The organism is Chromobacterium sp. CCUG 76385, assembly GCF_059916625.1.
The window spans coordinates 105,771-119,146 of the sequence record NZ_JAUCGU010000003.1; the positions used below are offsets into that span (position 1 = coordinate 105,771).

A 13,376-nucleotide genomic window follows, 5' to 3' on the forward strand; every position below is an offset into this window, starting at 1 on the left:
CCTCAATCTCCAAGAGCCCAAGCGAGAGGAAGCGTTACGTCTGGATCCTCGACCATGACACCGTTCCTCATTACCGCGGTATACCCAACTTCCGACAGATCCCGCCCCTTTAAGGATTCCCGAAATTCTGACTTCGCTTTAAGGTCGCCACCGACAATCGACATCCCGAAAAGCTCGATGTCCAAACGGCTTGGCGTCTGAACTCGGCCGGCAAAAAGCGGAAACTCTTTCTTGAGATATTGCATCGGCCCAGCCTTTTTCGCATCGCTGTCCAGCATATCCCACGCTGTCACAACAACAGCTACCCTCGGCCTGGAACCGTCTGGCCGGTTCGACAACATCAGCTCCAAATACCGCAGCAATTCGCAGAAGCCGATTTGTGCCGGTAGCTTAGGGGCCATTGGATGTGCATGAACCGCAGGCTCGTCCTGCGCTGAGGCTGCCGCATCTACAACTGGCCCAGCGGCTGCAGCAGCCTGTAGTGCTGTCGTTACTGTAGGCTCTGCAATTTGCCCACTACCAGCGTTTTCCTCCTCCTCCTCCTCTTCGTCGTCATAGTCATCGCCAAACTCATCGTCCATCGCGGTCGCATGCATCTTTAGGATGTCACGCGCAGTAACCCAATCCATGGGCTGCGCGTTGAGCTTGGTATGGGCACGCAGAAAAAGAATCGCAGAGGATGAACCTTTGAACTCGTCAATCCACTCCTGTGGCAACTCGTAGGTTTCCACTGCTCTCTTCCAGAGCTCGCCAGTAATATCGGGAACGGAAATTTTCTTTGGCGCACCAGCACCGCTGTTCCCACGAACATCGATTACGAAGTCACGACGCCCATCTTCTATGTTCCGCTCCGACCTAGGCGCGAACCGGCGTGCCATCAGATGACGCACAGCATCGTCAACGTATTGGATGTTCGTCGGCAGACACTCAGCTCGTAGTGCTCCTTTCCTTTCCTTGAAGGCAAGCCAGAGCCGAGCGATATAGTTTGTCTTACCGGACCCTGGGCCACCAACCAGCATCACCGATCCAGAATTCATTGCCGTCCCCTGAACGTCAGTAGCGCGCGATCTTCCTGGTTAACTTCAGTTACCGGCCAAAACGCGTGTGCCAATTTGGGAGGACAGATGGATAACTCCACCAGTTTGGCCAAGCCATCACCTGGCGGCACATCATCATTCCAAGAGAAGGACGCAATGGGAGCCATCTCAATTTCAAAGCCCCATCTGGTCGCCGTCTCGGAAAGTCTGGTTAATTCGGTCGTTGGGAAAGCGCCTGCATCCCTCCATGTCGGCACAAGTAGTATCCGGGGCCTATGCTCACAGAGAAGTGCCGCCAGCCGCTCGATGAGTAGGCTAGCTCGATACCGAGCATATGCAACGGTCTCAGCATTTGCGAACTGACGGCCATCAACCATGAGCCAAATCACACTGGATGACTTCAAAAATGCTAAACGTGCGACGTTGTTGAAATCGATGAGTTCTTTCGACCACTCTCCGGGTAAATCGGGCAAAAGAAGGTCAAAGATCCTACCATCACTGTCGCGCTTTAACCTCAGATGAAGAAACCCCGCTTCACGATCATCTGTGAGAGTCGTATGGGCAGTAATCTGCTCGGGCGGGTTACCCTTCACCCACATCCGACTTCCTCGCGCAATTTCTTCGAATGCCCTAAGTGTCACACTATCGGCGTAACTAAACCCCTCGAACTCACCTTTCGCTACCAACAGGTAAGCACTCACGAGACTCGCTGTTTTGCCTGCTCCAGGCAGGCCGACGATGCCTATCATGCATGTCTGCCTTGCCTCCATCATTGCGTTCACTTTGTCGAGGTCGAGCGTCCTACTAGCAGGTAATGTAGGAAGTTCGGCTGGCGCATCTAGAACCGCTCCTCCCACCTCGATGAGCCGTGTAACCTCCGACAATGAGTCGTCGCCACCGAGACTCGGCAATTCACTCTCATCGTTATCGTCAGCAAGCTTATCCCCTGCCCCCCCCTGACGGTGTGAACACTCATCTGGCGAATTACCCCGTACGCATACCTTCGTCAAATTGAAGGTGCAGTTCGGATCTGTACAGGGACCTTGCATCATGTTGTACTCACCAGTCTATCCTCGAGATGGATGATGGCGGCCTCCAATAACGCACGCGCCCCCCAATCTCTGGCCTGAAGTGATACCGACGACTGGCGCGGCGTTGCACCGGGCGACAGCGCGCTGATTAGCGGGAAGACCGACGGATACTCCATCACCCACTTACCGACAAACCCGTTAGACAACCGCACCTTGTCCTCAGCGAGCCCCTCAACAAGCTTTCCCAGAGTCAGTGATTCGGACTCGCCAATCTGTCGAAGAACAACATGACGATGTCCATCACTTGGTAAGCGTCGCAGCTTCGATGCCCCCTCAATTCCAACGGCGATTGCTCGACAAAAAGGCGACTTCTCTGCGAGTGGGCAATCGAACAGCTCGCTATAATCGCCTAGCGTCCACCACAAGAAGTCAATTTCTTCGCGATCTAGGTCGGCATTTTCCTTAAGCGCCTTGATAACCGGCTCTGTCGCTCGCTTATATGCTGTCTGTGATCTTGCCCCAGTAGGATCCGTTTCGGAAATAGTGAGTTTGCCAACATCAGGTACCTGATGCCTAGATCTTGCATGCTTGGCGACATTACGAACCCTGTCCCGGCAAGCATCATGTAACTCGCGACGCAGGGCATCAAGATGGTTGTTGTCGAAGGGATCCTGCAACGCCAAGCCCGACCATAGTGCCGCAGCCATTGCATCGGCAACTGACCATCCACTCCCAGTCAAAGGAGCATCGCGAACCAAATCCAGCACAGCTACGGTGGCACAAACTACGCCCTGAAGTTCGTGGCCAGACATCTGGAATGCAGGACTTTCGTCACTGATTGCTCTCTCGATGGTCGTCGATAAGTCACAGGGAATCTCGGCTCCCGCGAGGGCGTCAATCAGTACCGCAGCTACTCGTATCGCAGCTCGCGTTTCGAGTGCGCAGAATACCTCCCTCAATTTTGCGACGGACCGGTTTCGTGCACCAACGTCCCCATCACTAGGTTGTGCCCAAAACATTGGGGCATATTTGGCCATTATGCTCATTTTGTGTCTCCGCACTTTTTTGCCTCGGCAGAATCGAGTCGCTCCACGATTGCTTGGGTCTTCCCTTGCTTAATTAGCATCCTGAACAACCGACGCTCCATCGAATGATTAAGTCGCCCTCTAAAATCAGATTTTATTGCCCCCAGTTCTAGAAGCGCATTCAATCTCTCCCCCTCCGACAGCTCCTGGAAAAATCTGAGTTGGAGAAGACGTTGGTCTACTGTCGGGGACGTCTCTATGTCGGGTACCGACGCTGCCGGATTGGCCTTGTTAAGAGTAGAATCAGCCGGCGATGCGATCACAGACTCAATCACAACCGGCTCAACCTCCGGCACTCCATCGGACGGAAGACGATCCACTGGCGGTGTGGCAGTAGGCCGTGGAGCCCTGGTGAAGTTGGGAGAAGCTAAGACCTGGCGGTCAGCCCTTCCTTCCATAAACCCATCGTCGCGTCTGAAGCGGGTCAGAGTATCATCCCAAGTTCGTGGGTTGATCGTAACTGCAAGGGCATCAGCATCAGCATCCCATTCAAAAATGAGTATGTTGTACTTGTACGTGTAGTTCTCAGTTACTTCATCTGGAGTTGTCGCACCCGCAGCCAGCAGCAGCAAATCACGCCCGCCATCGACTGAATCAATTTGTAGTTTCGGGAAATGCTCGTGGCCAGATATCAGGACACGTGCCCGACTACGTATGTAGTTTCGTGCCCTTGCAGAGTCTTGGAACCAATTGAGTGGGTGGTGAACGAGGACAATGATCTCCTCACCAGCCTCCTCAGGTAGAACCTGTTGCCGCTTGCCAAGAATTAACTTTCCTTCATCGTCATTGCGGGAACAAATGAGTGCCGAATTCAAACGTACAAACTTGATGCTTCGCCCCTTTGCGAGCTCTAAGCGGCCACCGCTAGACATCTGCCCATTAAGATCGAGTTCACTTTCATAGTCCAATGCGAAATCACGGTATGCTTCAAATCGGCTGTAAAGAAACTCGCAGCCGATATCGGTATCAAGAAGCGGGTCGAGAACCTCATCACCTTTTTCATGAATCTGAGCAAATACGCATTCATGAGGAATAGAGATTTTATCCCTGTCGATATCGTGATTTCCTGGCACCATCTGCACTTTGACCCGCTCACAACCAATAGCATCGGTCAGTTCACCCAGCCATTCGGCCGCAGCTCGGTACTCATGATCCTTTCCCGAATACGCAATGTCACCAGTTACAATCACGCCCGATGCTTTCCCCCCGAGCTTCGCCATTTCAGCACGTGCGTCATCGATTAACCGCTGCTTAGCATCGTTGTTAACCGTGAAGTCACCACCATTTTTCTCTTGGCCGAAGTGAATGTCAGAAAGGTGAACAAAGATTGCTTTCAAGTTGCCTCCAGCTCCCGCACTCTGCGGGAACAAATCTAAAGGTGATGCGGGGAATGGCTATTACTACTGCTGGAACAGCTGTGGTAAATCTTGGAACTACGAAGAAATCAGCATCTCCCATCAAAGGAGATCATTTCACCACGTAATTCCTCAATGCTTTGATCCGGTACCGACGGGCCAAATGCGTTGAAGTGTCGACCTAGGCGGGACCTCCAGAAAATGCCATAGATCATACCACCTCATCATTATTATCCGCCAGGCATGAGAATTGCTGCAGGCAAGCAGCAAAACAGACCCGCTGCTGATCAGGTAGATTGGGCAGGACAGTAGTCTGCTCCAGTCCCATAGACATCACGAGTGTTTGATGGATGGTCTCGACCCATGCAAACAGGGGAACCTTAAGAATGCGGCAAAGTTGCCTGCCTCCACGACAAAAACGCTGATCGTAAAGCATGAGCATCAGCCAAAGCATGATGCGGGGGGCACTCTGCACCATAAGCTGCAGCCAATGCGTGCTGGAAAACCTCCGTCCCCATCACCTCGGGGGTCAACAGCCACTTCTCCCCCAGGTTGTCCGGAAATGGCAGGCCTGCCTCACCTTGCAGGACATCTGCGAGCAGGTCCCAGTCAGCCGCGTAATCGAACACCAATGTAACCTGCTGATCGAAGGCGGCAAACCAGCTGTGCAGCCTGGCTGTCAGCTCCAGGGCGGAGCAGCTCGCATTCTCCATGCGACCTAACAGGGGAAGGACGTAGGCGCGAACGAAGTCACTGCAATCTTCACGACGATAGTCATTCCGCTCGGCATAGAACTCGCGGCCATTCTCAGCCACCAGACCGATCGAAATCAGTTCGATTTGGATGAAGTCCGTGAACTCGCAATCAACAAAGACAAGCATGTCGCCCCCCGATCAGATAGCGGCACCTGGGAGACACCTATATATAAGTAGCTGAGCGTCCCGATCAGCCTACTCCCTGAATATCTGCACGGTAATGCCTCTCGGGGCACTACGGTTACCGTCCCGTGCAACCCAGTACTTCATCCCTGACGCCGCGAATGGCGCCAATCAACGGGGCAAAATACAAACGCGGGCCGTCCTTTACCGCCAGCCAAAATTCCTGCACAAACCTGCGCATGATTGTGCTCCTTTCATCACGGTTTCAGCGTCAACCGCTCACCTTGCTTGGTCAGCACCGACCACCGTTTGCCTTTGCTAATGCGGTCAACGTGCTTCTGTAAGTCACGCCCCCATTCGTAGCCAGCAGCCAATCCCAGGTCACGCACCAGCCGTACAACCTTCACCCGGAGGCAATGTAAAAGCAGCTCATCTAGCACGGGAACCCGTAGGGTTCGCAGGGACACCGCCAAATTGTTGGCCTCTTCTAATGATTGGCCTTTTCCGATATCCGATGCCAGTTCAAGCAGCCCCCTTTCGACGCTTGAAACAAGTACGCCCGGATGGCCAAGTGGCAGGGGAGTCAGCCATGACTCGTATGCCAGTCCCTCATCAAATAGCTGCGTTGTCTGGTAGGAGTAGAGCATGACGTCGCTGACCCACTCAGGAAACTTATAGGGTGTTCGCCCCCAGAGTTGCACCCGTTCCCTGAATGCGATGTTGTGCCTTACCCCCCGCCATGCCAGGGCCGTCTTACCCCCAACATGCAAACCTTGGATCTTTCGACTGAGGAAAGCAATCGTACCGTCGCGGGTAGGCTTGTCACCGACCAGCATGTACGCCCCTGGCGACAGGCGGTACATCCACCCCTGCTTCACCAAGTAGGACGCCATCGCCATGCTGACTCCCAGCTCTACTAGCTGCTTGGTATCCATCGGCTGCCCCTTAGGCACCATTTGCATCAAGCGTTGCACGATATGCCTAGTCATTGTCGGTTCAGCTGCATAGATTATTCGTACATTCCTATCGTATGCTTTGAATTTCCCAACTCAAAACACGCGATATCAGTGGAATGGCTTAGCCAGCCAATTACTTCCTGCCACACAAAGCATAGACAGGGCGGATTGCCATCCCCCCGAAGGACAGGACATGTAACTCCTTCAGCCTTCCTGACCATAGCGTTTCCGTCCACCTTCCAACAGCGACTCGAGAGTCCTTGGCGGCGCCTTTTTACGCTTCTCCCCAGACGGTTTGCGCCCACTTTCTTTGGCACCCTTCACAGTGCCACCGGCAGCAACGTACGAGCGCTTCTCTGCAGGAGAAAGCGAGGCAGCAGTAGCTTGATCTGTGACCTTCTCGAAGTGCAGTGCCTCCTGCTCCTCCGTCCTGACCTGGGTTTCTTCTGCATCCATTTCAAATGGGAAAATAAGGTCTTTGCGTGAACTGGGACGTCCCAACTGGATACTGATCAGTTCTTCGACATCCACACGGTGCTCGCAGTATTCACCAGAACAATAGGCCCATTCGATATCGTGCATAGTGGCCGTGTACCGGTTCTGCTGGCGAGCATGCCGATAGGCAATCCGGAAAAGATCGAGCAGCTTTCTTCGCAAACCGAAGGTATAGCAATGAAGAGGTTCGGCGTCATTTTCTGGGTCAAAAGCCAGCGCGCTACCCGAAATTGCTATGCATTCTACTAAGTACGCTTTCCACGCCTTAAAATCTTCAGGAACAGCAAGCATCTCAGGCAACAAAGGTACATGCCGCGAAAGCAGGCGATCTCGATCTTGCTGCCCCCTCTGTTTCAAACGATGCACCATGTCATAGTTGGACGCAAATACTAGAGGCGGCCCAAGGTACGTCATCCCCAGCAATGTCGCTGTCACTGCAGTATTAGCCACCGTACTTTGGGTAAGAAACTGAAGCTCATCAAGAATCACGGCGGCGATGCCATCGCGAGCTGCCAATCTCTGTGCCAAAGCGAGTGCCCTCGTGACCGATTTCACTGTTTCCGGCTGCGGTGGCTCTTTGGGATCATCCTCTACCACATCCCCCTCTTTGAGGGGCAATACCAAACAACTCTCAATAAATGCCTGCAAAATTTGAGTGTCACGACAACCTCGATAGACTTTGTAATAAAAAAAAGTCCGCATTGGAAGCCTGTGTCCACCGCCGGCATCAATCTGGTCAGTCTCATCAAACAAGCGACTCATGGCTTTCAGCAGAGTGCTTTTCCCTACACCCGCCGGACCAGTAAGGCATATTGCAGGCAACGGATCGACTACCGGGTTGTAAAGTCGGCTCTTAAATACCTTTTGATCTGAATATGCCTGCCCAGAATAAGCACTCGCCTCGGCAAGAATTCGCCTGATTACTTTTAGAGTCCTCGGCGTAAGAATAAAAATTTCGCGTAGCGTATTCCATAGCAGGTTTGCGGCCTCGTATGCGGGATACGCATCCAGGTTTAGCAGCGGCGACGGAGTGAATCGAGTACGAGCCTCAACCACCCCGTCACTGAGCTCCATAAACCTTGTTGCCCATGGAGTCATTACCATACGGACCTACCTATGCATCGTAGCTTTTTTGGTTACACCAGCAGCCGCCTTGCGACTACGAGACCGATTTTTCTTGCCCGTACGCCAGCGGCCAGCAGTCGGCTCCTTACCGGTGGCAATCACACACGCTTTTCTGTAGTTCATAGTGACGGCTACATTAAAATCCTCCTGCTTGGCCTTTCCCTGATTAAGCGAGGCCTGCTCGGCTTTAAACTCATCCAAGCTGACATATAATTGCCGCTCATCATCACGGATTGGCAACAATGCCTGAACCTCGACTAACCGGTTATCAACCTCTAACCAGGCATATTTCACACAGAGATTCATAGCATAGCCACTTACCTTCAGTGTCTGGCCTTTGGGTATTCGCCCCCGAAAACCTAACTCACACAATTCAGCAGAATCAAACCGACGATGCCCCAGCTTGATATAGTTTCGGGTAACCGTGAATTGGACAGGGGTAAGAAATGCCCGGATTGCCTCTTCTACACTAATTTCATAGCCACTAGTCCTAGCTCGCCGATCTAAATAGGTCCATATTGCAGTCGGATTAGGGGCAACCCCAGACCTTATCATATCGGGCGTCACACGCTCGCTCGCATCACCACTCCAATTAGCCTTGATGACGCGGAGCACCTCGCGTTTAGCAGCCTCTACCGGAGTGAACGCACTCTGATAGGTCATAGGAGCACCTTCCGTTTGCGTCGTTCGGGGATGCGAGGACTCAACAGTAGCTTTACTTTTCGGCTGAAATGATCCAACCATCTCAACAAATGGAATCAGATCTTTAGTCGCTACCAGATTCACACTTGCCCCAGGGCCTCGATCGACAATCACGTGTGCAGGCAAGCCGCGGCAGGGCCACTCCTCATCGCTAATCTCCACGCCAAGTAGTCTACCAAAGTATGGCTTTGGTACCGCAGCACTAAAAAGTGCCATTTGATACGCAGAAAGGTTTTCCGCTCCCGTGGCGAACCCAATTCCTAATCGGCAGTTAGTCGCCTGATCTACAAATGTAACGCTGCAGAAACTGTCGCCAAATGGTTGCCCATCGAAATCGACGAGCTGCTCATCCAGATAATCGCCATCCGCCTCTGCCTTTTCCAAGATATTGGCAACGCCCTCACTAAAATGCCCAACATCCGGCGTCATATTGTTACGCACGCGCGCGGCACCATACCGCGTTTCTCGCAACATATCTGGCTTAAATAATTTTTTTGCTTGATAGCGAAACTGATTAATGGTCAGGAAAGGCCTGCTATCTGGTGAAATAATGCGTAAGCTTTCACCTTTTCCTTGTACCGTACACCCAAACTCTGTCTCCAAAGTCTTTGTGTAAATATCCATCTCCGTCACACCAAGGCCAGAGTGTTTGATATAGCCATGCTCAATTTTCTTCTCTACGTCTTTGTCAATCTTACACTTTCCGCGACAAACCGCACGAGCAGGGCGGCCTGCCGAATAGTTCTTGCCAGAGCACGGTGTCCGATCATACTGCCCTATCCGGCAATAGCTTGGATAAAGGGCCGCAGGATTTCTACCAAACACCAAATAACATGAAAACCAAAAACGAATCCGCGTAGCATTTTGATCTGGGGCATTATCCTTCACCCAGTCAGCAATGAACTTAGCCGGATCAAGGGATGCAAAAATTTCCTTTTCCCTGGCAACCAGGGGTTGAATAATGCACGCTCTGGCCTCAGCACGCTCAAAGTTAGAGCGCTTCGCCCCCGTTCTTTCCAACTCAAACGTATGAATATTCAAACCCTTAATGCGTTCAAGCCAGACCGGCATCTCATCTCTCGACGTCGAGATCTGGCTATCAAGCAATCCTTGCTCAAAGTCTTCACGTTGAAAGAAATGGAAGTCAGCCCGGCGCGTATTTTTTGCAGTAACAAACTCAACACAGACAATGCGTCCAGCCCGCGAAGAACTATTGAGCAGATACAGCGTTTGGTTACTGGAAATAGAACCAAAACCATTTGGAAATTTAAGCTGAGTACCAATGTTCATTTTCCGCTCCTCGAGAAAAATTTCGCGTACTTGGCATACCACTCTTCCTTAGCCGATTGCATAGGCGCATCGAACAAGACAGCGCGGAACAAATTAATCTGCAGCTGACGGTACCAGACAGCCTGATAAAAAACGGTCAGACAGTCTTGCCGTGAGCAGTCGAATCGGTGCATGAGCTCTTCAAGTAGATCGAGGGGGGTGTATTTGGTATCAATGATTCCGCGGTAGCACCTAATCATCTCGTTCTGCGAGACCAGGGTCAGCCTAGTTGGTCGAGACAGCCATGCCATACTCATTCTGAGATTGGCAACGAATACCTTATCGAAGGTGATGCCCGTGATCCGTCGCGTCGGAATCCCTGCCTGTGCATAGCACTCAATTTCAATACGTAGCCGAGCCTCCGCCTTTTGTTGGCTTACCAAGCTTTGCCTTCGAAGTGGTCTGCGATTCTGCCTTTCAAGGAAGCCGGACTCGTCCAACTTGATCGTCCAGTTCACCCCATACAAGCCGTCTTCGTCGCGAAGAATGAGCAGAATGTCCCCGATCAACGGCAGCGGCACGTGGGATAACTCATCGCCATCGTCATCTAGTAGCGATGGGTGGAATGCAAGCAAGCCACACTGTTCAGCAACGGCCAAAGTTCCTGGCAGCCCTGGCAGGCGATGACCGCGCATTTCGGGATATAACGCGATCGGATTGATATCTGGCAATGGCGGTAGGCAGCGTTGCTCCAGAATATCCCTGATCCGCGGATGTGCTGCCGCCACAGTAACAGCCGCAGTTTCCGACGCGCTCAAGGTATGGATCGCTCGGTCGTATCGTGGAATAAAGATACGAGCACACCGCCCGAGTGACGGTGCCTCGCCCTTGACCGCCTGAATGGCCGGTTGATACTCAGCCCCAATGCGTGGCACCCCTTGGCGTACTTTGTAGCGCTCGACCAAGGACTTCATACGTTTATTCGCCATGATTTTCCCTTCCACAGGCAAAACTAATCCCGACCACCGCTCGTGCTGAGCCGGTGGATTCCGGTATTTGCTGTAAAAATGGGGAAAGCGGGCCGACAACGGGGCTTGACAACAGCCACGTCGTGGTTAAGGATGAATGTAGATTCCTCGCCAAAGTAATCTACTGGCACATCCCAAAGGACCGCCTGCTCCGGCAAGAGCTGCGGTCCTTGTGCTTTTCCCCTACTTGACTACTCCTCAGCCATCGGGGCCTCCTTTTCTTCTGTCGATTCCTGCGTTATCCGTTTGATCAGACCATCGTTCACACTTGGGTCCTTCAGGCCTAGGGCCACAGCAATCTTGTGAGCCTCCCCCCTTGCACCTCGTACGCGGCCCCGCAAAACGCTATAGACCAGGTCCGTCTTGAAGCCATTCTGCTTCGCCCAGTCTACGATGGTCAGGCCGCGAGCGAGGAAGGCCAAGCGAACCTCCTCAGCGGTGTAGATCTGCATAACTGCGTTTTTCCTCCGTTCATCACCAGTTCTCTCCACTTCACACCAAAAGAGCTGATCTCGCTCCTGTTCTATCCAGATTCACTATGGTCTACACTACAGCAATTAGCAATTTAGTATTTAAAATACTCGAATATTAAAAACCAAATGATTACATATAGCTATACACCGAGTGTATCGAAAAATCATGCAAGGAAACGAAGCTCGCCCTGTAGCCACACAAAACCTGCTTCCCGGCTGGCTGCCTGATGAAAGCCTGTTTAGCTGGGCTAGCCGGTTTCACTGGCTATCGGGGAATGTGCAAAGCATCAGAACAAGCCGAGTGCTATTTGGCCTTGCACGGTCAGGGACGGCTCATGATCTGCCCGGTGGGCTTGGCCATCTTGTCGAACGCACAGGCGGTGAGTTGGGCGATATCGAAACGATCCTGCAATTGCATACCATCGCCCCAGTACTACTGGCGTTTCAACCTCCAGAAAAAATTGAGCATGTCATCGGTCAGTTACGTACTGCACACCCGGGCATGCTGAAATTTCAACTAGGGCTCATCACTGCACGATTTCGGGCAAACTTTCCACTCAAGGCATGTCCCGAATGCATGACATTCGACTACATTAAACATCAGGTCGCTTATTGGCACCGCGCTCATCAACTCCCAGGTGTCTGGATCTGCCCAATACACGGTGCTGCATTGCTCGAGGCGCAATGCAAAACTAATGGTGTCGGACGATTTGAGTGGGTTCTGCCTTCCACTGCCGAATTAAGCGCTCCACAGACCGCCGACGGACAATCGGTGATAGCCACAGAGAAAACTGTCTTGTCTAAACTAGCCAGCTGTGCCGTGTGCCTTGCGGAAAAACCACTGCACCAGCCACTAGCAGCAGAAGCCGTTGTGCATAGTCATACAAAGGCATTGACCGAGGCGGGCTACGTCACCCTGACCGGCAAACCCCGTATCAGCTTGGCGGTACCGAGCTATCTGGAACATTGCACCAAACTACGCGAAATTCCGGAGCTGGCATCCCTACCAATCACTCCACTTGAAGCCGAGAACCGCCTCCGTCGGCTGCTTTCGATCCCTCGATTCGTGCGCCACCCGCTGCACCAGATGGTCATGATCAGTTGGCTTTATCCCTCCCCCGATGCTTTTCTGGCGGCGTGCAATGCTGAAGAGGTGTCGACACCGGTCCGCCAGGGATTAAAGCAGCATGAAACGCTGAAAAGTGCAGCTATCACATCAACTGTGCTGGATTGCTATGCCAGGGGAGAACTCTCGGCACGCAAGGCGTCATCCTTGGCAGGCGTAGATATCAAAACCTTCATGGCTCATGCAGCAGGCCGTGGCTTGACCAATGCTCGTCGCCCAAAGAAACTAAAGCCTGATCTCTATCTGCGGCTGGTCCAGGATCTCGAAACAGGAACGGATAAGACCGTTGCTGCCGAAAGGTATGGGATATCCCCCCACACAGTCACCACCGTTTTGCGAACGGTTCCAGGCTTACAGTCTCTCTGGCACGCAACGCGGCAGCAGGCTGCAAAAACACACGCAAGACAACGCTGGCTGAAAGCTCGCCAAGAGGCACCGGAGCTCAATAACAAAGCACTTCGCCTATTACTACCAGCCGTCTATGCCTGGTTATACCGCAATGATCGGGAGTGGCTCCAGGCACACGCCGGTCCACGGCTTCCTTGCGCCCCAAAGGTTAGGGTCTGCTGGGACCAACGAGACATCGAACTTGCGCATCTCGTGGAACAAGCAGCATTGGAAATTGCTCAGGCTGAACCACACAAACGCATCACGCTGCAGGCGCTTTATAAAAAGCTTCCACTTTTACACATGCGGCTTGGCGCCCTTGCGCGCCTGCCGCTCACCTTGCAAGTGATCGAGCGAATCACGAAAAAGCAGCCCCAACTCTCGCCACCACTCTTTCCAGAGAAGTAGCCCACACCTGGCACTTTCCGT

The 13,376-nt window shown here is 52.6% G+C and carries 11 protein-coding genes; 1 reads left to right on the plus strand and 10 read right to left on the minus strand.

What is annotated here, in order from left to right:
- Positions 1 to 2: 2 nt before the first annotated feature.
- From QUG01_RS03880 to QUG01_RS03925, 10 genes are all read right to left on the minus strand, one after another.
- Positions 3 to 1,037, minus strand: a complete 1,035-nt coding sequence (locus tag QUG01_RS03880) for a TRAFAC clade GTPase domain-containing protein (RefSeq protein WP_500828977.1) — start codon at positions 1,035 to 1,037, stop codon at positions 3 to 5.
- Positions 1,034 to 1,786, minus strand: coding sequence for a TRAFAC clade GTPase domain-containing protein (locus QUG01_RS03885; protein ID WP_500828978.1), 753 nt, complete (start codon positions 1,784 to 1,786; stop codon positions 1,034 to 1,036). The genes QUG01_RS03880 and QUG01_RS03885 overlap by 4 nt, the downstream gene beginning before the upstream one ends.
- Before the next feature lie 299 nt (positions 1,787 to 2,085).
- The gene (locus QUG01_RS03890; RefSeq protein ID WP_500828979.1) at positions 2,086 to 3,114 is read right to left on the minus strand and encodes a GTPase-associated system all-helical protein GASH; all 1,029 of its coding nucleotides are present in this window, start codon (positions 3,112 to 3,114) and stop codon (positions 2,086 to 2,088) included.
- Positions 3,111 to 4,490, minus strand: a complete 1,380-nt coding sequence (locus QUG01_RS03895) for a metallophosphoesterase (RefSeq protein ID WP_500828980.1) — start codon at positions 4,488 to 4,490, stop codon at positions 3,111 to 3,113. The genes QUG01_RS03890 and QUG01_RS03895 overlap by 4 nt, the downstream gene beginning before the upstream one ends.
- Positions 4,491 to 4,888: 398 nt before the next feature.
- Entirely contained in the window at positions 4,889 to 5,389 is a 501-nt protein-coding gene (locus QUG01_RS03900) for a hypothetical protein (protein ID WP_500828981.1), read from the minus strand.
- Positions 5,390 to 5,643: 254 nt separating this feature from the next.
- The gene (locus tag QUG01_RS03905) at positions 5,644 to 6,375 is read right to left on the minus strand and encodes a type IV toxin-antitoxin system AbiEi family antitoxin domain-containing protein (RefSeq protein ID WP_500828982.1); all 732 of its coding nucleotides are present in this window, start codon (positions 6,373 to 6,375) and stop codon (positions 5,644 to 5,646) included.
- A 171-nt stretch (positions 6,376 to 6,546) separates the two neighbouring features.
- Complete coding sequence (locus QUG01_RS03910; RefSeq protein WP_500828983.1) at positions 6,547 to 7,911, minus strand: AAA family ATPase; 1,365 nt, start codon at positions 7,909 to 7,911, stop codon at positions 6,547 to 6,549.
- A gap of 36 nt (positions 7,912 to 7,947) precedes the next feature.
- Entirely contained in the window at positions 7,948 to 9,954 is a 2,007-nt protein-coding gene (locus QUG01_RS03915) for a TnsB C-terminal domain-containing protein (RefSeq protein ID WP_500828984.1), read from the minus strand.
- Positions 9,951 to 10,922: a PDDEXK family nuclease gene (locus QUG01_RS03920; protein WP_500828985.1), complete on the minus strand. Its 972-nt coding sequence runs from the start codon at positions 10,920 to 10,922 to the stop codon at positions 9,951 to 9,953. The genes QUG01_RS03915 and QUG01_RS03920 overlap by 4 nt, the downstream gene beginning before the upstream one ends.
- Positions 10,923 to 11,152: 230 nt before the next feature.
- On the minus strand, positions 11,153 to 11,413 hold the full coding sequence (locus tag QUG01_RS03925; protein WP_500828986.1) for a DNA-binding protein: 261 nt from the start codon (positions 11,411 to 11,413) through the stop codon (positions 11,153 to 11,155).
- Between the two features lie 187 nt (positions 11,414 to 11,600).
- On the opposite strand from QUG01_RS03925, the gene QUG01_RS03930 reads away from it, so the two are divergent.
- On the plus strand, positions 11,601 to 13,355 hold the full coding sequence (locus tag QUG01_RS03930) for a TnsD family Tn7-like transposition protein (RefSeq protein ID WP_500828987.1): 1,755 nt from the start codon (positions 11,601 to 11,603) through the stop codon (positions 13,353 to 13,355).
- Positions 13,356 to 13,376: the final 21 nt, after the last annotated feature.